Origin of the sequence: Flavisolibacter ginsengisoli DSM 18119 (assembly GCF_900129295.1) — a bacterium.
Lineage (GTDB): Bacteria > Bacteroidota > Bacteroidia > Chitinophagales > Chitinophagaceae > Flavisolibacter > Flavisolibacter ginsengisoli.
Window position 1 is genome coordinate 116,046 of the sequence record NZ_FQUU01000013.1, and the last position, 21,994, is coordinate 138,039.

Here is a 21,994-nt window from a genome sequence, read left to right on the forward strand (position 1 = left end):
TTACTGGGTTGAGGCTTTTTTATTGCACATAACTTTTTATCCTGGAATAAAATTAATTCCCATGTTTAGGCCATAACTATTGAGTTACTTCTTTACATACAACAAATACTTTTCCCTGAAATATTCTTCTTGAAACAAACTGGATACCTCTATCATCCTTGGTTTGGCCCCGCTTTCAGATATTTCCTGGGCCAGGTCGCCACCTTTCAGGCAGATCAGGCCTGAATGAAGTAACACCTGGCCTGACGCGGATTCAAATGTATAAGCTGATGACTTCAATAATGGCCGGCTCCATTGCAACAGGTCTTTTAATGGAGCCACAGCCCTGCTCACTGCAAAGTCAAACTTCCTGTTCTTTATTTCCTGTGCCCTGGCATGTTGTGTTGTCACGTTTTGTAAACCAATAGCTTCCTTAACTGCTTCTACTATTTTTAATTTCTTACCTATACTGTCAACCAGGTGAAATTTTACTTCAGGAAAATAGATAGCCAATGGAATTCCGGGAAAACCTCCACCAGTGCCTATATCCACAATCTCCAGGCCGGCAGGAAATTCAAACGCTGCAGCAATAGCGAGCGAATGCAAGACATGTTTTTCATAAAGGCTGTCAATATCCTTTCTTGAGATCACGTTGATTTTGGCATTCCATTCTTTATATAGTCCTTCCAGTGACTTGAATTGTTCTACCTGGGCATGAGTAAAATCAGAAAAATATTTTAATAGTATGTCCATCAATCAATCATTTGGTTCTGATGAGCCCTCGGAAAGTACCCATTATTCATCAAAGAGATTTTACAGTTAATTCCAGCTCTTCCTGGGCTTTTTCCATAAGGCAGGAGCAAAAATGATATAATAAATGAACATCCAGATATCCCAGAATAAAAACAATGAGAAAAGATCGTTTTCACCCAGTCGTTTCATTGCCTTATTCCAGATGATTGCCTGTGTAACCAATCGGACAACAAGGGGTATCAGACTCCATCTCCAGTCAAATGTTATAGCTGTAGCAATAAACAGGGGATAGAAAAGGAAAAAGGAAAAAGTATATAAGCCCAATAGAAACTTATGCGAGGATTTATAAAATTTGCCCGTACTGTAATGCCTGTTCTTTTGTCGCATCCATTCTTTCCAGCTGCGTTTTGGATTGGACAGGGTAAATGCTTCAGGATCCAGTACTACCGTTGTATTGTGTTTATTGGCTACTTTATTAATAAACAGGTCATCATCCCCGCTTGCAATATGGTTAATAGATGAAAAGCCTTTATTCTTAAAGAATAGATTCTTCTTATAGGCTAAATTTCTGCCTACACCCATGTAAGGCTTACCCGCCAGGGCATATCCAAAATATTGAAGGGCAGTATGAAACGTTTCAAACCGGATGATCTTATTCAAAAGGCCTGGCATCTTGGTATAAGCGCCATAGCCTAATGCTACTTCCACCCCGTTGCTAAAGGCATCCTGCATTTTAAACATCCAATGTTCACTGGCAGGCACACAATCAGCATCCGTCAATAGCACGATCTCATGTTTTGCTTCTTTGATACCAATAGACAAAGGGAACTTTTTCCCTGCTATCATTTTAGCCTCCTGCGTGAGGTCAACTATCTGCAGCTTTTTGAATGTTTTCTGCAATTCAGCCAGTATGTATTTTGAATCGTCAAGGGAGTTGTCATTGACAACAATTACTTCGTTGGTAGTAGCATACTCCTGCACTAATACGCCCGGAAGATGTCGCGCTAGGTTTTCATCCTCGTCACGTGCGCAAATGACCACGGATACCGGGTGTTGCTGTGAATTTACTTTTGGCGCAGGTTTATAAAAAGCTACGCGTCTGAAGAAAAAAAGGTAGTAAAACAGTTGTACGAGAGTAACTGCCACTAAAGCACAAAAAATAAGGAATTCCCACCTCATAAGCATGGGCGCGAAGATAGTAAAGCGCTCCATTGCAAGCGCAGACTGATTTTCACAAATTTGGTATAAATCTCTTTGCCCTTATCTTGCAGCCCAATTTTTTAGATCTTATGCCTGCTTTAGCCTTTGATTTATTGAAAACAGATGACAGGAGTGCGGCCCGCGCAGGGAAGATCACTACCGACCATGGCCTTATTGAAACACCCATATTTATGCCGGTGGGCACAATTGGTAGTGTAAAAGCAGTTTCGCAACAGCAATTAAAATCTGAGGTGGACCCTCATATTATTTTAGGTAATACTTACCATTTGTACCTGCGCCCAGGCATGCAAACGCTGGAAGCTGCGGGAGGTTTGCACAATTTCATGAATTGGGACAGGCCAATTCTCACTGATAGCGGGGGCTTCCAGGTGTTTTCGCTTTCGGGCAACAGGAAGATCAATGAAGAAGGTGTGATGTTTCAAAGCCATATTGATGGCAGCCGACATTTATTTACGCCTGAAAAGGTTATGGATATAGAAAGAATTATCGGTGCCGACATTATGATGGCCTTTGACGAATGCCCTCCGGCCAACTCTGAATATAAGTATGCACTGGATTCCATGAACCTGACCCACCGTTGGCTGGACAGGTGCTTCACTCATTTCAATGGCACCCAGGATCGTTACGGCCATACTCAAAATTTGTTTCCAATTGTTCAAGGTGCGGTATTCCACGACCTGAGAAAAGCTTCCTGTGAATACGTCTCTTCAAAGAATGCTACAGGGAATGCCATAGGGGGACTTAGCGTAGGTGAGCCAGAGCCAGTGATGTACGAGATCTGCCAGCTTTGCTGCGAAAGCTTGCCCACCGAAAAACCCAGGTACCTGATGGGAGTAGGAACGCCCTGGAACATACTGGAGTGCATAGCCCTGGGCATAGACATGTTTGACTGCGTAATGCCTACACGGAACGGCCGCAATGCCATGTTGTTTACCACCAAAGGCGTTATCAATATTGATAATAAGAAGTGGGAACAGGATTTTTCTCCTATTGATGATGGACTGGATTCGGAATTCAGCCATTATTATAGTAAAGCCTATGTAAGACATTTATTCAAGGCTGGAGAACTACTTGGGCTGACCATTGCCTCTGTTCAAAACCTCGCCTTTTACCTCTGGCTGGTTAAAGAAGCCCGTAAGCATATTCTTGCCGGAGATTTCCTCTCCTGGAAAGAAGAAATGATCCCCATTTTAAAAACCAGGCTTTAAAAATACCCTCCGCTATTATTCCTTTCCTATACGTACTGCCTGGAATGAAAGCAGGGAGTTTAGAATAATTCATTCTCGCAAATGAATGCATTCTTTCCAATGCACCAGGTTAATTGCTTTTGTTTACGCCATTCCCTGGCTTTGGTTAATAAGGGCCATTTCTTTCAGGTACCCTTAATGCCAACTTCTTCCATCTATATCCTATACATAAACCATGGATGTCCCGAGGATATCCCGACTCTATAAGAGTCGGCTTATCGTCGGCTTATCCTCGGGATATCCTCGGGATATCTATGGGACATCCCTCCTTTTGGTTAGCCTTTGCATTATATGAAAAGGCTTTGACGATTGCAGGAATTGTGGTATACATGGATTTAGATCAGAATTTAAAAAAGAGTGGGTACATAGTGAGATAGGCGAGGGCATAACCGGCACTTGCCATTACATCAGCAGATCTTATATTGAAATGTTACCGGGGCTATCCTTATTTCGGGGCTTTTTTATAGAGATAGTAGGCCACAAAAGAAAATACAAGATTTGGGATCCATGCCGCTAACAGGGGAGGAAGGTTTCCTTTTACGGAGAAAGTGGTTGAAAACCTGTCGGAAACAATGAAAATCGCTGCGATCACTATTCCGATGGCCATATGGAGTCCACTGCCACCCCTGGTTTTGCGGCCGGCGATAGTTGCACCTATCAGGGTAAGTAATAAAACAGTGAATGGTGTAGCAGTTCTCCTGTATAATTCCACCTTAAGCGGGTTGAGGCCTTCGGAAGCCCTTGTTTCTTCAGTATGGATATAGTTGGCCAGCTCCGGGGTGGTGAGGTTGTCTTTTAAATAATTGTCCACCTTCAATTCTTTTGGCTGTAGTTTCAGGTCAATATTCATGGAGGGAATATTTCTTATGGATTCCCCCAGGCTATCCAGGTTTCGCTCTACCACTGATAAAAGCTTCCAGTTATGTTTGGCAGTATCCCATTCCAGTCTTTGAGCCCTTAAGTTGTAGAACATCTTATTGTTCCTTACCTTATTTATAAATATTCCGGCGGCTGTTTTAGAAGATGTATCATAGTTCTTAATACCAACATACGTCACAGAATCAATGCGACGGTAAATTGAACTGCTGCTAAAATTGGGATTGGGACCATTATTATCTATATAGGTAGTTTGAAAACGGCTCCGTATCTCATTAGCCCTGGGTAATACATACCGGGCTGCGAAAAACAGGCCTATTGCAAAGAACAGCCCCCCAATGAAATAGGGTCTTAACCACCGGTTGTATGTGGTGCCGCTGGCTAATATGGCTATCACCTCCGACTTTAAAGCCATTTTGCTTGTGAAAAATATTACGGCTATGAAAACAAATAGGGGGTAAAGCATTCCCCAGATAAATGGTATAAACCCAATGTAATAATTATAGAATATCTCTCTAGTGCTAAGACCTGACTTTACAAAATCATCTGTTTTTTCGCTTATATCAATTGCCACTGCCAATGTGGTCATGATAAGCATGCAGAAAAAGAATGTAAAAATGAATTTTCGAAGTATGTACCAGTCGATCTTGGTAAGCATGACAGCGAAGTAAATATATAATTGGAAGAATAGCTGAAAAGAAATGATAAGTTTTGCTGCGTAAGTAAGTTATATGAGCAATGTAATTGTTTAATTGTCAGCTTTTTTTGTTGCAACAACCTCATTCTATAACTTTAGGGCCCTAACGATTATCCTACATAAACAAGTAAAATAGAAAAAATGGGTGTTATAAAGGACAGGTTTAAGGAAAAAGCGGATGTGCTTGCAGCAGAAATTAAAGATCTTTTAAAGGAGCATGGGTCTAAGGTGATCGGTGAAGTGCAATTGGCGCAGATCTACCAGGGCATGCGTGGTATAACCGGATTGGTAACAGAAACATCATTGCTGGATGCCCAAGATGGAATCCGTTTCAGAGGCTATTCTATTCCTGAACTCCAGGAAAAACTTCCCAAAGCAGAAGGCGGCTCGGAGCCTTTGCCGGAAGGCTTATTTCACCTGATGCTGGTGGGTGAACTGCCAACTGATGCTGATGCGCAACATGTAACATCTGTGTGGCAACGCAGAAGCCATGTTCCTAATCATGTGTTTGCAACCATAGAAGCATTGCCGGTAACTGCTCATCCCATGACCCAGTTCGTGGTAGCAATCATGGCTTTACAAACCGAAAGCCAGTTTGCCAAGCGCTATGCTGCGGGAATGAATAAGAAAGAATATTGGGATGCTGTATTTGATGATTCAATGGACCTTATAGCCAGGTTGCCACGGGTAGCAGCGTATATCTATCGCAGAAAATATAAGAATGGTGATCATATACAGCCTAATGGTTTATTGGACTGGGCAGGAAATTTTGCCCATATGATGGGATACCAGGATGAAAGCTTCAAGGAATTAATGCGCTTATATATGACCATCCATGCCGACCATGAGGGTGGTAACGTTTCTGCTCATACGACGCATCTTGTGGGATCTGCCTTGAGCGATCCTTATCTAAGCTATGCCGCGGGCATGAATGGATTGGCAGGTCCTTTACATGGGTTGGCCAACCAGGAAGTGATCAAATGGATATTTGAATTGCGGGAGAATCTGAATACAGATCTGCCAAGTAAAGAGCAGATAGCTGAATATGTAAAAAAGACCCTAAGTGAAGGGAAAGTAGTTCCGGGATACGGCCATGCTGTATTAAGAAAAACCGACCCGCGTTTTACTGCCCAAATGGAATTTGGTAAAAAGCATATGCCTGACGATCCATTGGTGCAAACTGTCTGGAATATTTATGAAACCGTGCCTCCAATACTTCAATCATTAGGTAAGATCAAGAACCCATGGCCAAATGTTGATGCGCATAGTGGGGCTTTGCTGGTACATTTTGGAATGGTGGAGTATGAATTCTACACCGTATTATTTGCAGTGAGCCGTGCGCTTGGCGTATTAGCTAGCCTTTGCTGGGACAGGGCTCTAGGATTTCCACTGGAAAGACCCAAATCTGTTAGTACAAGGCTGGTAAAAAAATGGCTGAAAGGTGAAGACGAGATCTGGGGTGATTAAGATTATACCCACAAAAAAATTAAAGCTCTCAATATATATTGGGAGCTTTTTATTTTAAAAGGATATCAATATTCCTTTAGGGAAGTAAGAGTCCCTCGTGAATTAGTAGTTAGAAAAAATTATCTAATGATTTGAGACTGATAGGCTTTTCCCAGATGGTAAGTTTAGCTCCATCTAGTTCAGTGGGCATGGTAGGCCGGAAAGCACTGATCAAATGAAATTGGATATCCGGGTACTTTTTAAATAGATCCGGTAGTTTATCCCATCCCAGTCCATCAGGCAGATTGTAATCAATAAACAGGTAATCCGGAACAATCTCATTTAGCCTGGAAATACCGTCACCCAGTGTATGTGCTATATATACCTCATAGTTCTTTCGCAGGAAATAGGTCTTCATGAGCAGACATAAGTCTACCTCATCATCAATAATTAATACTTTTTTCCTCGTTATCATAGCTCTTCTAATGTCTTTATTCCTAAATTATCATACCAGTCTTAAATCGGGACAATATCGATTACATCTATAAAATTATGGGATTGATGTATATCATACACATTCTCTTTCAATTATTATTATCAGTCTCTAAATGAGGTGTTTGGTATGATTATTTAAACATTACAATCAAAAATTACTCACCTCATAAATAGTTATCATTATGACAACGAAATCAAAAATCATCCTTGGATTAGTAGGAGCAGCGGCCGCAGGTGTGGTTGTGGGTTTACTTTTGGCTCCTGATAAAGGAACTGAATTAAGATCTAAGATCTCCCGGAAAACAGGCGACTGGACCAGTCATTTATCAGACCTTTTTGCGAGTGCAAAAGATGAAGTAGGCAATATGGCAAGAAAAGGATCCAGGGCTGCAGCAGATGCGGGAAATAAATTCAACAATGTAACTGAGAACTTCAGTTAATATTGAAATATGTGCAGGTCATTTATTGGCCTGCACTTCTTTTACCTGAAATACCATGCGCATGGAAGATTTTGCAACTCAAACCGGAACTACTCCAAAAGAAGATCTGAAAACGAAAGCTACTCATTTAAAGGACCATGCAAGTGAATATGTAAAGACTTATGTGCAGTTGGCCAAAGCAAAGGCTACTATTGGTGCATCTAACGCGGCTTCAGGGATCGTAATTGCCGTTTCGGCTGTTCTATTTACTTTCTTCTTTTTAATATTTGCCTTTACAGGTGTTGCCTGGTGGTTGGGTGGCTTGTTAAACAGCCCGGCTGGAGGATTTTTCTGCGTAGCAGGCTTCTTCCTGCTTTTAATTATTTTGGTAGTGGCACTACGTAAAAAGGTTATTGTTCCAATGATCAGGAATTCAATCATCAGTAAGGTTTATGAAAAAGATTAAAACATACGAAGATCTTTTACAGGAAGAACAGCGATTGTTGTCGCAGTTGAAAGCTTCCGAGCTTTTGATACGTGATGATATAGCAGGGGTAAAGGAAGGACTTAAGCCTATAGGTAAGGTTATGAAGACGATCAGCAAGTTCACTACACGGGATAAAACCGGAGCCTTTGCTAATTTCGGCTTAGACTTTAGCGTAGACCTGTTGGTACGAAGAATATTGCTGGCTAAAGCAGGCTGGCTTACCAAGATAGTAATACCATATGTTGTTAAGAACTATTCTTCACATTTCATTTCTGAACAACAAAAGGCCAAGTTGATGCAAAAGATAAGTAACATTCTTTCCAAACTGCGTCCTAAACCCGATACGGCACATACTGCAGAATCTGCTCGCTAGTGTTTTGGAATGAGAGTGCGCTGCAATAATCTGTTCCAGTGAATTTGTTAAAACAGCAGTTTAATGTACAATAAGTACCTGGCTGGCAAAACAGGTACAATTTTTAGGTACTTATAATTCATTACAAATTAAATACTGTATGGAAAGGAGCAATAACAATCAGTCAACCAGTGAAAGACTACAGGATACTAATAAAGGTTTTCCTGACATGACACCCAGAAGGATTGGTGGAGATGATAGTCTTGCTGAAACATCTCCGAACGATAGCCGTGCAGATGAAAAAGTATTAAGTAATAGAAACAGTAACTACAATTCAGATCGAAAGAATAATAACGATAGTGAGGTTGGTGAATGATGATAAAAAATGACCGGAAATGATACTAAGATGAATCAATGATAATAGACTGGTCTTTACAAAACCTGGAATGTGTCAATAAGTTTAGGTGGATGGATAATAAATTTCCAGGTATAACATTTCAAATTTTTTGTCATCAGAGGGTTAGGTTTGAAAGTGGCCTCCGTTAAATCGGTGGCCACTTCTTTTTATATAATGGTCTAAGCTTAATATAAAGGCACAGTATGCATGCGCCTTTAATAAAATAGCAATTACATTAATCTACTCTTCTAAATCCGCCTGCAATTAAGGATAATACAAACAAGACCAGGAAAATATAGAATAGAATCTTTGCAATTGAAGCTGCACCAGCAGCGATTCCGCCAAAACCAAAAATAGCTGCGATAATGGCGATTACTAAAAAGATAATTGTCCAGCGTAGCATAAGTTATAGTTTTTGTATGGTTAATAAATCTTCAATGGTAGTAATTAAAGAATTGTACCATAAAGTTTTTCTGCTGACCATACTTAGGTAGAATTGGGTAAAATAATTTGAGGAATATGTTCCACTAACAATTGATTTTCAGTCTCAATAGGGTAAATTAAAGAGGTAAAATATTATGGTACATTTTTTAATATAAAAAAGAGTAGAAGATAATCAATCATGCAAAGCAATATGAATTTCAGAAATACATCAACTATACAACCAGTTAATGCTGGAAAACCTACTATGCCTTTAGGAAGACAACCCATAGTGGAAAGAAAGATTTCTGATCCTTCATCATCACCTAAATGTGAACGGTACCCGATACCTACATTTTTTGATTACAGATCGCGCCCCAGGGAAGCAGATCTATTATAAACGGAGTTCACCCTTAACCATATAAGCGCAATCCTTTGGATTGCGTTTTTTTATGCAGAGCCTGCTTTAAAATAAAATAAATAAGAGTCAGTATGGGGAATTAACGCCCCACTTTTAAGTAAAATATTGATAATATCATTAATTAATTACTCCTTCAATCACATGCCCTTACTGCTTAAACGTTTGATTATCAATGCTATTTAACTCTTTTTTTACAATGGGAATTTTGGTGTTAGACTTGTCTTATAGAGTATAAGCCAAAATAAGCACCATGATCAATCAGCACTTAGGCCAGAAGCAGAAATTAAAGATTTTACCCCAACAGATACAGTTATTAAACTTTTTCCACCTGAATACGCTGGAATTAGAACAAAGAATTCAACAAGAAATAGAGGACAATCCATTATTGGAAGATCAGAAGAATGAGTTTGAACCTGTTGTAGATAAATTCAATAAAGATTCAGTTCAGGACTACCAGGATTGGGAGGAATATGGATATGATGACATACCCGATTATAAAGTTGAGTATGGCTGCACCTTACACAACGACAAACTGCCCGAGCGACCTATTACCAATAGCTTTGATTACCGCATTTCAGTAAAAGAACAATATAAACTTACCACCGATGATCCCAAAGAAATAGAACTGGCAGAGTTCATAATAGATTCACTCAATGAATGCGGGCTGATGGAACAAAAGCTTGAGGATTTGGCAGAAGATATTTCGTTTAAGTATAACCGGTGGGTGGAGGCTGAAGAGATAGAGACGATTTTGCTAAAGGTGCAGCAATTGGAACCAGTGGGCATAGGAGCACGTTGTATTAAAGAATGCTTATTGATCCAACTCTACAGGCTAAACACGAAAAGGCCTGATGTGCGGACAGCGGTTAAGTTATTGGAGGAACATTTCAATGACCTTCACAACCGGAACATGGATAAGATAAAAGCACACCTGCAGATAGATGAAGAAGAGCTTAAGATCGTATTAAAACTGATAGCTACCTTAAAGATGAAGCCGGTCTGTGAATTGCAGGAAGGAATTAATCAAAACATAGTTCCTGATTTTATTATTACACGTACAGGCGATACAATAGAAGTGCAATTGTTCCGTCAGAGATCTGAGAGTTTGAATATCAACTCTTCCTGGAAGGAAATGGCTGAGAATAACGCCAAGGTTACTACTGATAAATCGGCTGTACAGTATATTAAAAATAAATTGCAATCAGCGCAATGGTTTATACACGCAGTGCAGCAAAGAGAAGGAACAATGATGAAGATCATGAAAGCTATTGTAGAATTGCAATATGATTATTTCATGACAGGGGATATCAACCAGTTAAAACCAATGATCTTGAAGAATATTGCAGAAATGGTAGGTGTTGATATTTCGACGGTGTCCCGGATAACATGTAATAAATACGCTGAATCACCATTTGGTTTATTATTGCTTAAAGATTTGTTCACTGAAGGCATTGCCAATCAGAAAGGGCAGGTTATCAGCAACAAAGTGATTCAATCGGCTATTGAAGAAGTGATAGATGGAGAAGATAAGCACAATCCATATACTGATCAGCAGTTAGTGAAGATCCTTTCTCAAAAAGGTTTTTCTGTTGCCAGGAGAACAGTGGCCAAATACAGGGAACAATTGCAGATACCAGTGTCTCATGTTCGTGGTTTATGGGCATAATTTCGTTACTTTAATTTCGAACCAAATAAATAAAGATCTCAAATGCAGACCATTTTAATTATTGATGACGATAGAGACATGTGTCTTTTGTTGAAACGATTTCTTACACGTCATGGATATGAAGTACTAGAAGCTTACAACGGTAAAAAGTCCCTGGAATTATTAGAAACAGTTGAGCCCTCACTTGTTATGTGCGATTTCCGCCTGGAAGATATGGAAGGGAATGTTTTGCTGGGAAAAATAAAAGAACGGTATCCGCATTTGCCTGTAATTATAATTACAGGATACAGTGATATTAAAATTGCTGTAGAAGTAATGAAAATGGGTGCATATGATTATATAACAAAGCCATTATTTCCTGATGAGATCCTGGTTACTATAAAAAAGGCCCTGGAATCAGCTTCACTAGAAGAAGAAAGAACGCAGGCGGCGCCTGTTTCTTCCGGCAATGACGAGAAAGTGGAAAGGCCCGTAGTTGCAAAGGAGAAGACGCCCAATATTACAGTATCGGGAGATTATATATTTGGAGATACACCCGTTTTCAGACAGATATTACAACAAATTGACCTGGTAGCACCTACAAATTATACCGTAATTATTCATGGAGAAAGCGGAAGTGGAAAAGAAGCGGTGGCCCAGGAAATACATAAGCGTAGCAAACGCAAATCAAAACCCTTTGTAGCCATCGATTGCGGTGCACTGTCCAAAGAGCTGGCAGGTAGTGAATTGTTTGGCCATGAGAAAGGATCTTTTACCGGTGCCTTGAATCAGAAAGTAGGAAGTTTTGAATTGGCTAATACGGGAACCATCTTTTTGGATGAAGTAGCAAATCTTTCTTATGATATCCAGGTTTCCTTATTGAGGGTTGTCCAGGAGAGAAAGATGCGCAGGGTTGGTGGTGTAAAAGATATTGAACTGGATGTACGTATCATCATAGCCAGTAATGAACGACTTTGGGATGCCGTTCGTAAGGGAAAATTCAGGGAAGACCTTTACCACCGCTTTAACGAATTCAGCATTGATATTCCACCACTGCGTCAGCGTCCGGATGATGTTATGCTTTTTGCCAACCATTTTCTGCACCAGACAAACCAGGAATTGGGTAAGAACATCAAAAGATTCAGCAATGAGGTGGAGAATATATTCAGAACCTATGTATGGTATGGCAACCTGCGCGAATTGAGGAATGTGATCAAAAGGGCTACCTTACTCAGTGATGGAGAAGAGATAGAAGCAAGTTCACTGCCTTTCGAAATATCTCATTTTAATAAACTGCAATTTGATAAGCAGCCAGAGCCTGCTGCTACCAATTCAATTCCAACAACCATAAATGAAATAGCTGATACACCGAGAAACGTTTCTGAAACCACTTTGAAGGGTGCAAGTATTGATGCTGAATATGAAATGATTTTAAAAGCTTTAAAGAAGGTAAACTTTAATAAGAGCAAGGCTGCCAAATTATTAAATATTGATAGGAAAACGCTTTATAATAAAATGAAGCAATACCAGGAGTTTAATAACCAATAACTCCGGGTCCTGTTGATTTTTCCAGGTTTGAATGTATCATTTATTGCATAATTATTATAAAGTGTATAATAATGTCTGCTTAGTAAAACCTGGGAAGAATAATTTATAATGAAGCAGATAAGCCGGGGATGTGATGTCTATACATGTCAAAGAAAATCTATTGGCACGTATAGTATCTTGTCCCCGGAACTTATATAACCTATCACTACTGAAATAAGATTTTACTAAATAGGAAAATATAGGTGATTTAATGATTGTTATATTATGTAATTGGGAAAAAAGTAAAACATGTCTTTATTTAAAACTCCTGTGAAGATTCTTATTATTGATGATGATGAAGATGACTTTTTCATTACCTCCGAATACCTGAAGCAGATACAGGAGTATCAATTACAAATTGATTGGTGCTATAAGTTTAATGAAGCCCTGCAGCTTTTAAAAGAACGTAAATACAATATTTTCTTTGTAGACTATCGGTTAGGGGCCCGCACGGGTCTCGATTTTCTAAAGGAAGCGGTTCGGCTTGATGTTGAAGAGCCTATAATATTATTAACCGGAAAAGGTAATAAGGATGTAGATATTGAGGCTATGCAGATGGGAGCTACAGATTACCTGATCAAAACGGAACTTACTACCGACAAACTGGAAAGGTGCATACGATATTCACTTGAACGCATGGCTTATCTTAAAGCTTTGCGTGCTAATGAAAAGAAGTATCGTAGCATATTTGAATTGTCCAAGGATGCAGTATTCATAGCAGATAAAAACCTTCGATTTGTGGATATGAACAGGGCGACAAATGTTTTACTTGGTTATGAAAAGAAGGAGCTCCAGGAAAGGACAGTTTATGATTTAATATCAGATAGTACAGACAAGAGCTTACTGGAAAAGATCATGTACGAAGAAGGCGAGGTAAGCGACCTGGAGGTGGAGGTACAAAACAATGCAGGTGATAAGAAAACATGCATCTTAACAGCAACGGCAACCATAGATGAATCGGGGGCTTATTACCAGGGTTTATTGCATGATATTACAAACTTAAAACGTGCGGAGAAAGCTAATCTGTTAATTGAAAAGCTGGGAGCTACAGGAAGGTTGGTAAGAACGCTGGCTCATGAGGTCAGAAACCCTCTTAATAATATAAATATGTCTGTGGAACAATTGCTGCAGACAAATGAAGGTGGCGATGAGTCTCAGTTATTTCTGGATATTGTTCAAAGAAACAGTAAACGTATTGGTGATATCATAACTGAGTTATTGGATACATCCAGGCCCACTGATCTTGTATTTGAAACCTGTTCGCTCCAGGCTATTATGGATGATAGTATAGCTGAGGCTCTTGACAGGATCACGCTTCAACATGTGAACATGCAGATAAAGTACGCCAATGAACCCTGTGATATAATGGCAAATAAAGAAAAGTTGAAGATTGCGTTTCTCAATATCATTATAAATGCTGTGGAAGCTGTGCCCAGTATTACAGGAGAACTCACTATTGGTATAGACAGGATGAAAGATTTTCATGTAGTTACCATTAAGGACAATGGTTGCGGTATACCTGAAGAAAATATATCAAGGCTGTTTGAGCCGTATTTTACTTCTAAAAGAAATGGAATGGGATTGGGGCTGGCGGCCACATTGAATATTTTGCAATCGCATAAAGCCAATGTGGACGTTACATCGACAGTAGGACAGGGTACAACCTTCACTATATCCTTTCCCGCTGTTTAAGTATTTGCAATTCAAACTTCATTAGTTAAATGCCATTATAAAGCTTTCTTGCGTTTTAATGCTAACAACAAGAGAGCAGATGGAAGTATTGGATTACATTCTGACTGTCTTGCTCATGGTATAATAGCAAATGCCTCCAAAAGGTGGAACTATGACTACCAGGATTATCCATAAGATTCTATTCTCAGATCCTGAGTTGACCCGGTAGTTTTTAAAGACATCCAGGATAGCCCAAATCCAATGTATGAGGCCGCAAAGAAAAGTTAGTCCAAGTACGTAATCTCCTGCTTTAAATCCATTTGCTCTTAAAGTAATGCCAATGAATAGCAGCAAAAAACTGAATAATCCCAGGACCAGGTTAGGCTTCTTTAAATTTTTCATACACCCACTATTTTCAATACTTCCAGGGAAGGCAAAAAATTTGTGCCATTTGAATTACCATCAATTGGCTGAGTATAAATTCTATAGCTGAATCCGGCTTTGAGGTATCTCTTTGGCTTCCTGCTTAATGATAAAAACAGCCGTTTGTTTAGGTCGTATTCCTTCACCAGCATTCAATGCATACACTTTAGTAAACTCTGCTCCAAAATATAATATCATGGAAGAGTAATAAACCCAGGTCAGAATAATTATAATTGATGCTGCAGTTCCATATGTTATGCCCAGGTTAGACCGACCAAGGTAGAACCCTATTATGACCTTCCCCAGTAGAAATAATAAAGCAGTTAATGCCGACCCGATAAGGGCATCTGTCCAGGATATTATGGCATCAGGTAATATCTTGAAAATGACAGTAAAAAGTCCTGTGATCACTACCAATATGATAGCTGTATTTATGAAATTGAATAGGGAAACGGTATAGTCGGGGAAAAGCTTTATCAACCTGTCACTTAACACAGATAACAACGCATTGATTATTAATGACACTAATAAAAGGAAACTAAGTACCAAAACAAGTGAGAAGGAGATAAGCCGGTTAATTATATATTTTAACCAACTTTTTTTGGGATTAGCTTTTACTGACCAGATGAAATTAATAGATCCCTGCATTTCGGTAAATACTCCTGTTGCACCTAATATCAGTACAATACCACCTATAATGGCACCAGTCACAGTAGCATGCGTGTGTTGAATATTCTTTATAATATCCTGGATCTGAACGGCGGCATCGTTACCTACAATGCCATTGATTTCGTGATATATTTCTCCTTGTACCGCCTCCTTTCCAAAGAAAATTCCTGCCAGGGAAATAATAATGATCAATAAGGGACCCAATGCAAATATGGTATAATAACTTAAGGAGGCACTGAGCTTAAATCCATGATCATCTGAAAATGATAATGCAGCCTGCCCTATCAACTGAAACATTTTTCCTAGCCTTTTCATCGTTGCTCTTCCCTTATTTATTGAAAGATAAACCAGAATAAATGAATAAAAAATCAGGCTGAGCAGTGATGTGGATTATTGTACACAGAATACAGGTGGCAGAATATGTATTCTACAATAAAACCTTCATAAACAAGAAAAAATTAACTGGCAAAATATTTTCTAAGTATGTAGTGAGCCTCGTAATTATAACATTGAAATTTTTAACGATGAGAAGTATACTTTACATTATTGCGGTGATTTTAATCATAGGTTGGTTATTAGGTGTTTTTGCATGGCATGCAGGAGGATTAATACATATTCTTATTGTTATTGCAGTTATTGCCCTTTTACTGGCAATCATCAGGCGGGCTTAAATTAGAGGATTTAATCTTTCTCATATACACGGTCCATTCTATCAGCAAGGCTACAGTCTCCACTGTAGCCATTTTTTTGCTCATGTTGAACACTGACTTAGGGACAAAAAAAAGAGCCGGCAGGCTCTAACTAAATACGATTCCAATATTAGTTAAGAATTGGATGAATATGCTAACTCACTTATTTTTTGGGAACAATCCCGACAGATACGTGCACATTCTCTAAATCGTTCTTCTTCTTGTTCTTCGCATAATTCAGCACATTCTTCACAAATACCTACACAAAGCAATGCAAGGTTGCTTATGTTAGGGGAATAGCTTTTGATAGCATGGAAGGTTCCCATGCAAATCATTGCACATTCATCAATGATTTTCGAGAATTTCCTGGAAAAAGTATTTTTTACCTCAGCAAGGTTAACCAACAGGTTTTCGCAATTGATCCAGGCTTCAAAACATGCCTGCGTTTGATGGCTTGTAACGGTGATCATTATTAATTCTTTACTGTTTTCTTAATGGTTTCAACATTCTTCATGAAATTTGAGATCCTTGAGTCATTGTAAGTGCCATATGAATCAACAAGAGTCCCTTTGGTACCATCTATAGTTTCTATTATGTAGAGAATTGCATTATCATCCGGATCAGATTCTCCCTCGAAACGGTAGAAATTGACGACCTGGATTTCTTCAGGCAAATAACTATTCAGGTGCTGTATTGACCTCAGTCCTTCTTCAGTAATGGTAAAATCTTCTGTGTAACCATCATTGACCATATGGGTTAAACAGTTAGCCAGGCTCTTCATATAAGGCATACTGTTATTCTCATTCATGATCATGGTAATGATATTTCCATTATAGAACCAAATGTTTGCCAAGTTCTTTTTAAGCTGAACAACTAATATTTAAGTGTCCATGAGTAGTAAATTCCCCATATCAAGAGAGCGGTTGGGATTACAAATCGCCATTTTCGCTTTAATATCTTAACGCCCAGGCTTTCGCCTGGGTATTAAGATTTCACCTCGGCATTTATTACTTCGAAGCTTTATGCATATCTCTTAACCTCTTTACCTCGTCATGGCCAACCTTGAGGGAAGCTTTTTGACGAACTACGAGATCTCTAATTGAGGGTTCAAAATCCACATCGGAGTTTAAAGCTGTATCATATGCTTTTTGTGCTGCATCTTCACCGAACTCACAATTGTTCAATACCGTTTCCCGGTCATGACCTGTAACGGTAGCTTTTAAATCCATCCATACCCGGTAAATCTTTCCTGAATTGGTTGTTCCATCTACAGGTTCACCTCCCAGTCTGCTTACTTCTTGTTTTAATTCCTGGCCATATTGACGGCTTTCAGTAATATACCGCTGGAATAAAGTACGTAAATCAGCATCTCCATCTTTCAATTCATCAATTGCTTTTTCATATCCTACAACACGATCCTGGTTAATTCTAACAAGGTCGTTTAGTATTCCTATTACTTTTTCATTTTCCATAATTCTGATTTTATTGAAAGAAAATATGAAAAAACCATACCTGATAAAATACTAAATAAGCTATGCCGTATGCTATGAATCTATGGATAAAGTGTCCATCCCCTGATATATTCAAACACGGGTATAAAATTTATGTTATTGCTTCAAACCATTAAATCATAATTATATGGCTAAGTATTCAAAAGGAGCTGGTAAAAAAGTTGAAAAGACCATGCATGAAATGCATCAGGGAAAATTAAAAAGCGGGCGAAGTGGAAAGAAAGTGACTTCTCGTAAGCAGGCAATTGCAATTGGGTTGTCTGAAGCCAGGGAGAAGGGTGAGAAAGTACCGAAAAAATCTTCCTCCTCCAGGAGTAAAGGCTCTTCCAAAAGCTCATCAAGAAAGACAGCTTCAAAGAAAGCAGCACCTAAAAAAGCATCATCTAAATCTTCATCGAGAAGTTCCGCTGGTGCATCTAAAAAAGCAAGTTCAAAATCAGGTTCCAGGACTGCTTCAAAAAAGACAGCCTCAAAGAAAAGTTCATCTGGAGCAAGTTCTAAAAGGTCTGGAAGTTCATCTTCTAAAAGAGGTACATCGAAGAAGTCGTCTTCGAGTGGCAGAACTTCTTCAAGAAGTTCCGGAGGAGCAAAGAAGTCAGCCAGATCAAAAGCGGGAAGTAAAAGTGCTGGCAATCGTAAATAAATCCTTAAGAATATCAGGGCAGGTAGATCTTTTGATAAAAACCTGCCTATTTACTTTTATTTTTCACCAATTCTTCAAGAATCTTCATAAGTATTCTTTCATCAGATGCATAACCAGCAAGGTCATCTGGCTTTTCTATATTATCTAATTCCTCAAGATATTTATCAAGGTTCTTCTCTTCATAAAGTTTTATAATGCCAGGATGAACATAATATTTCTTGCATACTGTTCTGGTATTTCCAAGTTTTTTGCTAACGGTATCAAGGGCAGCTACAATGTTTTTTTTGCGATCAGCATCTGTAGCAGCCTGGCCAATTGATTTAAATGCCCTAAGAATATGTAATGTTCCTGCCCATGTCCGAAAATCCTTAGCGCTGAAATCTCCACCAGAATTTTCTTTAATGTATCGGTTTACCATACCCGAATCAATGGGATGTCGATTGCCTTGTGTATCATAGTATTGAAATAATTCCTTTCCGGGAATATCCCTGCATTTTTGTACCATTCTTGCCAATTTCCTGTTTCTTAGGTTTAAAGTATGCTCAATGCCTTTTTTCCCTTTAAAGCAAAAGTGTATGGTATCACCTGTAATTTTTACGTGTTTGTCCTTAAGCGTGGTCAATCCATAAGAACCATATAATTTCTCATAATCATCATTCCCAATCCTGATATAGGTTCTTTCCATCAGGCTCAAAATTGTTGCTATTATTTTTTCTTCAGTGAGTTCTTTTACTTTAAGATGTTCTTCCATTTTCAACCTCATAGTAAGAAGCACCTTTCCAAATTCATAGAGCCTGTGAAACTTCGTTTCGTTACGTAACAGGGACCATAGCTGGTGATAACGGTATTGTTTACGTCCACGTGCATCAAATCCTGTTGCCTGTATATGTCCGTTTTCTTTATAACAAATCCATACACTGGTCCATGCAGGAGGGATTGCAAGTTTTTTTATCCTTTCAAGGACTTTCTTATCTTCAACAGGTTTGTTATTATAGATATAAGTAAAGCCAGAACCTTTTTTATTTCTAATGATGCCATTGTCCTTGTCAGATACATAAAGTAGCTCAGCAACCTCAGCCGCTTTGCTATAATCCTTGTCTATCTTAAGGAATTCTTTGTGAGATAATTCTATAACCTGTTCCATAGTTAAGATTTCTTTTTCATTAACTCTATCCGTGCCTGGTGAGAGTTTCGTTTATACTGATGTAAATCACTTGCTTCATCTACAGAATGTGAACTATGCAGGTCATTTTCCGTTTTTGCCAGGTCTGAAAGCCTGATATAGAATTTTTTTAGGAGTTCTAATTCATCCTGCGTGAGGTCTTCCACCACAATCAACCTGTTACTTGCTCTCTCGTCACTGGCTATAAGTTCATTTAATTTCAACTGGATGGCCAGCGAATCTTTATTCTGTGATTGTTGTATGATGAAAACCATCAGAAAGGTGATTATCGTGGTACCTGTGTTGATCACCAGTTGCCAGGTATCGGAATAATGAAATATGGGACCTGTGAATGCCCAAATTAATATTATTGCTACAGCAACTAAGAACGCCGAGGAAGAACCTGTAACTTTTGTTACAGCTGCTGCAATTTTTTCAAACCTGGCTTTAAATCCTTTTTTCCCCTTCTTTATTTGTTCTGACCTTATTTCATCTTCTATATTATGTTCTAAATTATTAGGATTTGCCATATTGATCGTTTATATATAATTAATGAAAAAGCCAGGCCAAATGGCCTGGCTTTTTTTATTGAAGCTGTATATTGGTTATAAACCTGGGCAGCTATTAGTCTTCTGTTTCCCCTTCTGCACCTATGTTTATACCACTTATGGCAAGTTCTGTAAGCAGCTGGTCTGCTTCCTTTTCCTCGTCCAGGGTTTCCTGCAACAGATCGGCTATTTCGTTTTCACCCATGGTTTTAGCTAATTGCACCAGGCTACCATAAGCGGCAATTTCATAATGTTCTACTTTCTGTGCTGCTATAATAAGCCCTGCATCGCGAACCATAGACCCTTTTGGTAATTCCTCCATAAGGCCTTCAGCTTCTTTAACCAAACCCTCCATTGCCTCGCATTTCTTTGCGCGGGCAGCCATATCAAGTATTTCAAAAACTTCTTCCAGTCTTCCTATCTGCTGTTGTGTCACCGCAAGGTGTTCATCAAAAGCATTGGCCAGTTCTTCAGAAGTACATGCCTTTTTCATTTTAGGTAACGCTTTTGTCAGATGCTTTTCCGCCCAATAAATATCCTTTAATTCATCAACAAATAGTTCTTTCAACATTGTCTCTTCAGATTTTGAAGAAGACTTACTAGCTGTCTTCCCTGCAACAGGCGATTTTGTATTTCTTGGCATAATTGAAATGATTTATGATTAATAAATGTTAGGTAGCATATTAAAATATAGTGCCAACGACAATTCCTGTAATGCGCTACCATGGTAGTGATCTGTAGAGTTTTTTACACATGGATTGATTGTTTCATAGTCATCTATACAGGTTTTTTATGGTATCTAATTTGGAGTTATACTAATGAGCCTTTCTATCAACATCAAAAAATTATTTATGGCTACCAATCAACAGTTAAACTTTCTGCAGGAAAAAATCCAGGAAATAGGAAGCGCTATCTTCTTTAATTTGAGTGATTCAGTTCTCAAATTGCCTACCTCCCTGGTAAGTACCCTTAAAGTAGATGATTATGGTTTTGTCTGGTTCTTCGTTCAGAAACCAAAACAATGTTTAAGTCAATTTGAACCTGAATTCCCCGTACGCCTTGATTTTTTCAAAAAAGGTAATAATAATTTTTTGCAGGTTATGGGAAAAGGGTGGGTTGTAACCGATCCTGAAGAAGTGAATTTAATTGAAGTTCCTGAGGAAGTGAAGCATTTAGCTATGAATGATATGGTGCTGGTGAAGGTTAAGATTATGAAAGCTGAATACTATGAACCTAAAACAGCAGGGCGTTTATCATGGTGGCAAAATGCTGTTCATACTGTAAGTGCGTGGTTTAATAATAGCCATTACAGGCCTGATACCTATTTCCCTGCATCTTAATTTAAAATATAAGATATGAGATCAATCTGGTCAGGAGCTATATCATTTGGGTTAGTGAACATTCCTGTAAAATTGGGTAGTGCCATAGAAGCAGGAAATGAGTTGGATTTTGATATGCTCTCTAAAAAGGATCTGGCGCCTATTCGTTATGCCCGGATAGATACCAAAACAGATAAAGAAGTGCCGTGGAAGGATATAGTAAAGGGCTATCAATATGCAAAAGGGAAATATGTAGTGGTTACAGATGAAGACTTTGCCAGTGCCAGCCCGGAAAAATCAAAGACAATAGATATTGTTCAGTTTGTGAAAGAGGAGGAAATAGATCCTATTTATTACGAGAAGCCGTATTACCTGACTCCTGATAAAGGCGCTTCTAAGTCATATAATTTATTAATTAAAGCCCTGGAAGAAACCAAAACCGTTGGGTTAGCTGAATTTATGTTACGTAATCGACAACATATTTGTGCTTTAAAAGTTCGGGATGGGGTTTTATTGTTGAACCAGATGAGATATCATGAGGAAATCAGGGAAGTTCCCGAGGTGGAAGCAACTAAATCCAATAAGATTACTTCCAAGGAATTGGATCTGGCAGTTAAACTTATTGATCAGCTTACCGAAAAATTCAAACCCGAAGCCTTTAAAGACACTTATGTTAATGAATTGAAGAAGGTGATAAAGGCAAAAGCGGCTGGAAAGGCAATACATATAGCGGAACCAAAGAAAGCTTCTGCAACTGTCAAAGATCTGATGGAAGTATTAAAACAAAGCCTGGAAACAAAAAAGAAAACAGCTTAATAGTGCTCAATATATATCCAGAGCCCATTAACATGGGCTCTTTTTTGTGCCCATACCTAAGTTAATTATAGTATCAATATTTTCAATAGTTGAAGGTGAAG

26 protein-coding genes are annotated in these 21,994 nt (G+C 38.8%); 13 read left to right on the plus strand and 13 right to left on the minus strand.

Annotation, left to right across the window (positions count from 1 at the left end):
* Positions 1 to 84 precede the first annotated feature (84 nt).
* Positions 85 to 732 (minus strand): 16S rRNA (guanine(527)-N(7))-methyltransferase RsmG, encoded by a 648-nt coding sequence (gene rsmG / locus BUA53_RS14950; RefSeq protein WP_072836189.1) that lies wholly within the window; start codon positions 730 to 732, stop codon positions 85 to 87.
* Positions 733 to 798: 66 nt separating this feature from the next.
* Positions 799 to 1,878 carry a glycosyltransferase gene (locus BUA53_RS14955; protein ID WP_245793162.1) on the minus strand — a complete coding sequence of 360 codons (1,080 nt, stop codon included), beginning with the start codon at positions 1,876 to 1,878 and terminating at the stop codon, positions 799 to 801.
* 143 nt (positions 1,879 to 2,021) lie between these two features.
* Here BUA53_RS14955 and tgt point away from each other — a divergent pair, with 143 nt between their 5' ends.
* The gene (tgt, locus tag BUA53_RS14960; RefSeq protein ID WP_072836230.1) at positions 2,022 to 3,161 is read left to right on the plus strand and encodes a tRNA guanosine(34) transglycosylase Tgt; all 1,140 of its coding nucleotides are present in this window, start codon (positions 2,022 to 2,024) and stop codon (positions 3,159 to 3,161) included.
* A gap of 484 nt (positions 3,162 to 3,645) precedes the next feature.
* On the opposite strand, the gene BUA53_RS14965 is transcribed toward tgt, so the two are convergent.
* The gene (locus BUA53_RS14965; RefSeq protein WP_072836191.1) at positions 3,646 to 4,734 is read right to left on the minus strand and encodes an LptF/LptG family permease; all 1,089 of its coding nucleotides are present in this window, start codon (positions 4,732 to 4,734) and stop codon (positions 3,646 to 3,648) included.
* Between the two features lie 180 nt (positions 4,735 to 4,914).
* Here BUA53_RS14965 and BUA53_RS14970 point away from each other — a divergent pair, with 180 nt between their 5' ends.
* Complete coding sequence (locus BUA53_RS14970; RefSeq protein WP_072836192.1) at positions 4,915 to 6,240, plus strand: citrate (Si)-synthase, eukaryotic; 1,326 nt, start codon at positions 4,915 to 4,917, stop codon at positions 6,238 to 6,240.
* Between the two features lie 109 nt (positions 6,241 to 6,349).
* Here BUA53_RS14970 and BUA53_RS14975 read toward each other — a convergent pair whose 3' ends face one another.
* Positions 6,350 to 6,694: a response regulator gene (locus tag BUA53_RS14975; RefSeq protein WP_072836193.1), complete on the minus strand. Its 345-nt coding sequence runs from the start codon at positions 6,692 to 6,694 to the stop codon at positions 6,350 to 6,352.
* Positions 6,695 to 6,896: 202 nt separating this feature from the next.
* Here BUA53_RS14975 and BUA53_RS14980 point away from each other — a divergent pair, with 202 nt between their 5' ends.
* The 4 genes from BUA53_RS14980 (at position 6,897) to BUA53_RS14995 (ending at position 8,348) form a co-directional block, all read left to right on the plus strand.
* On the plus strand, positions 6,897 to 7,154 hold the full coding sequence (locus BUA53_RS14980; protein ID WP_072836194.1) for a YtxH domain-containing protein: 258 nt from the start codon (positions 6,897 to 6,899) through the stop codon (positions 7,152 to 7,154).
* 61 nt (positions 7,155 to 7,215) lie between these two features.
* Positions 7,216 to 7,599, plus strand: a complete 384-nt coding sequence (locus tag BUA53_RS14985) for a phage holin family protein (protein WP_072836195.1) — start codon at positions 7,216 to 7,218, stop codon at positions 7,597 to 7,599.
* Entirely contained in the window at positions 7,586 to 7,993 is a 408-nt protein-coding gene (locus BUA53_RS14990; protein WP_072836196.1) for a hypothetical protein, read from the plus strand. The genes BUA53_RS14985 and BUA53_RS14990 overlap by 14 nt, the downstream gene beginning before the upstream one ends.
* A gap of 139 nt (positions 7,994 to 8,132) precedes the next feature.
* Positions 8,133 to 8,348, plus strand: a complete 216-nt coding sequence (locus BUA53_RS14995; protein ID WP_072836197.1) for a hypothetical protein — start codon at positions 8,133 to 8,135, stop codon at positions 8,346 to 8,348.
* Between the two features lie 256 nt (positions 8,349 to 8,604).
* Here the strand turns inward: BUA53_RS14995 and BUA53_RS15000 are convergent, their stop codons facing one another.
* Positions 8,605 to 8,772: a DUF1328 family protein gene (locus tag BUA53_RS15000; RefSeq protein ID WP_072836198.1), complete on the minus strand. Its 168-nt coding sequence runs from the start codon at positions 8,770 to 8,772 to the stop codon at positions 8,605 to 8,607.
* A 688-nt stretch (positions 8,773 to 9,460) separates the two neighbouring features.
* On the opposite strand from BUA53_RS15000, the gene rpoN reads away from it, so the two are divergent.
* The 3 genes from rpoN (at position 9,461) to BUA53_RS15020 (ending at position 14,134) form a co-directional block, all read left to right on the plus strand.
* Positions 9,461 to 10,876 carry an RNA polymerase factor sigma-54 gene (gene rpoN / locus BUA53_RS15010; RefSeq protein ID WP_072836200.1) on the plus strand — a complete coding sequence of 472 codons (1,416 nt, stop codon included), beginning with the start codon at positions 9,461 to 9,463 and terminating at the stop codon, positions 10,874 to 10,876.
* A gap of 42 nt (positions 10,877 to 10,918) precedes the next feature.
* Complete coding sequence (locus BUA53_RS15015) at positions 10,919 to 12,403, plus strand: sigma-54-dependent transcriptional regulator (protein WP_072836201.1); 1,485 nt, start codon at positions 10,919 to 10,921, stop codon at positions 12,401 to 12,403.
* A 288-nt stretch (positions 12,404 to 12,691) separates the two neighbouring features.
* Complete coding sequence (locus BUA53_RS15020; RefSeq protein ID WP_072836202.1) at positions 12,692 to 14,134, plus strand: hybrid sensor histidine kinase/response regulator; 1,443 nt, start codon at positions 12,692 to 12,694, stop codon at positions 14,132 to 14,134.
* A gap of 93 nt (positions 14,135 to 14,227) precedes the next feature.
* Here the strand turns inward: BUA53_RS15020 and BUA53_RS15025 are convergent, their stop codons facing one another.
* Together BUA53_RS15025 and BUA53_RS15030 are read right to left on the minus strand one after the other, a co-directional pair.
* Entirely contained in the window at positions 14,228 to 14,515 is a 288-nt protein-coding gene (locus tag BUA53_RS15025) for a PLD nuclease N-terminal domain-containing protein (protein WP_072836203.1), read from the minus strand.
* 81 nt (positions 14,516 to 14,596) lie between these two features.
* A complete protein-coding gene (locus tag BUA53_RS15030) occupies positions 14,597 to 15,502 on the minus strand; it encodes a YihY/virulence factor BrkB family protein (protein ID WP_245793163.1) in 906 nt (301 codons plus the stop codon).
* Positions 15,503 to 15,729: 227 nt separating this feature from the next.
* Between BUA53_RS15030 and BUA53_RS21060 the strand changes: the two genes are divergently transcribed.
* Positions 15,730 to 15,876, plus strand: a complete 147-nt coding sequence (locus tag BUA53_RS21060; protein WP_139256461.1) for a lmo0937 family membrane protein — start codon at positions 15,730 to 15,732, stop codon at positions 15,874 to 15,876.
* Positions 15,877 to 16,028: 152 nt separating this feature from the next.
* On the opposite strand, the gene BUA53_RS15040 is transcribed toward BUA53_RS21060, so the two are convergent.
* The 3 genes from BUA53_RS15040 to BUA53_RS15050 all read right to left on the minus strand — a co-directional run bounded on the left by BUA53_RS15040 (position 16,029) and on the right by BUA53_RS15050 (position 17,366).
* Complete coding sequence (locus BUA53_RS15040; RefSeq protein WP_072836206.1) at positions 16,029 to 16,364, minus strand: four-helix bundle copper-binding protein; 336 nt, start codon at positions 16,362 to 16,364, stop codon at positions 16,029 to 16,031.
* Between the two features lie 2 nt (positions 16,365 to 16,366).
* A complete protein-coding gene (locus BUA53_RS15045; protein WP_084080119.1) occupies positions 16,367 to 16,747 on the minus strand; it encodes a hypothetical protein in 381 nt (126 codons plus the stop codon).
* 154 nt (positions 16,748 to 16,901) lie between these two features.
* Positions 16,902 to 17,366, minus strand: coding sequence for a ferritin-like domain-containing protein (locus tag BUA53_RS15050; RefSeq protein WP_072836207.1), 465 nt, complete (start codon positions 17,364 to 17,366; stop codon positions 16,902 to 16,904).
* A 220-nt stretch (positions 17,367 to 17,586) separates the two neighbouring features.
* Here BUA53_RS15050 and BUA53_RS21575 point away from each other — a divergent pair, with 220 nt between their 5' ends.
* Positions 17,587 to 18,048, plus strand: a complete 462-nt coding sequence (locus BUA53_RS21575; protein ID WP_245793165.1) for a DUF6496 domain-containing protein — start codon at positions 17,587 to 17,589, stop codon at positions 18,046 to 18,048.
* A 46-nt stretch (positions 18,049 to 18,094) separates the two neighbouring features.
* On the opposite strand, the gene BUA53_RS15060 is transcribed toward BUA53_RS21575, so the two are convergent.
* The 3 genes from BUA53_RS15060 to BUA53_RS15070 all read right to left on the minus strand — a co-directional run bounded on the left by BUA53_RS15060 (position 18,095) and on the right by BUA53_RS15070 (position 20,401).
* Positions 18,095 to 19,192 carry a DNA topoisomerase IB gene (locus BUA53_RS15060; protein WP_072836208.1) on the minus strand — a complete coding sequence of 366 codons (1,098 nt, stop codon included), beginning with the start codon at positions 19,190 to 19,192 and terminating at the stop codon, positions 18,095 to 18,097.
* A gap of 2 nt (positions 19,193 to 19,194) precedes the next feature.
* Positions 19,195 to 19,740 (minus strand): low affinity iron permease family protein, encoded by a 546-nt coding sequence (locus BUA53_RS15065; protein ID WP_084080120.1) that lies wholly within the window; start codon positions 19,738 to 19,740, stop codon positions 19,195 to 19,197.
* 94 nt (positions 19,741 to 19,834) lie between these two features.
* Positions 19,835 to 20,401: a YciE/YciF ferroxidase family protein gene (locus BUA53_RS15070; RefSeq protein WP_072836209.1), complete on the minus strand. Its 567-nt coding sequence runs from the start codon at positions 20,399 to 20,401 to the stop codon at positions 19,835 to 19,837.
* A 208-nt stretch (positions 20,402 to 20,609) separates the two neighbouring features.
* On the opposite strand from BUA53_RS15070, the gene BUA53_RS15075 reads away from it, so the two are divergent.
* Both BUA53_RS15075 and ku read left to right on the plus strand, forming a co-directional pair.
* Positions 20,610 to 21,098: a hypothetical protein gene (locus tag BUA53_RS15075; protein ID WP_139256462.1), complete on the plus strand. Its 489-nt coding sequence runs from the start codon at positions 20,610 to 20,612 to the stop codon at positions 21,096 to 21,098.
* Positions 21,099 to 21,113: 15 nt separating this feature from the next.
* Positions 21,114 to 21,893, plus strand: coding sequence for a non-homologous end joining protein Ku (gene ku / locus BUA53_RS15080; RefSeq protein WP_072836211.1), 780 nt, complete (start codon positions 21,114 to 21,116; stop codon positions 21,891 to 21,893).
* Positions 21,894 to 21,994: the final 101 nt, after the last annotated feature.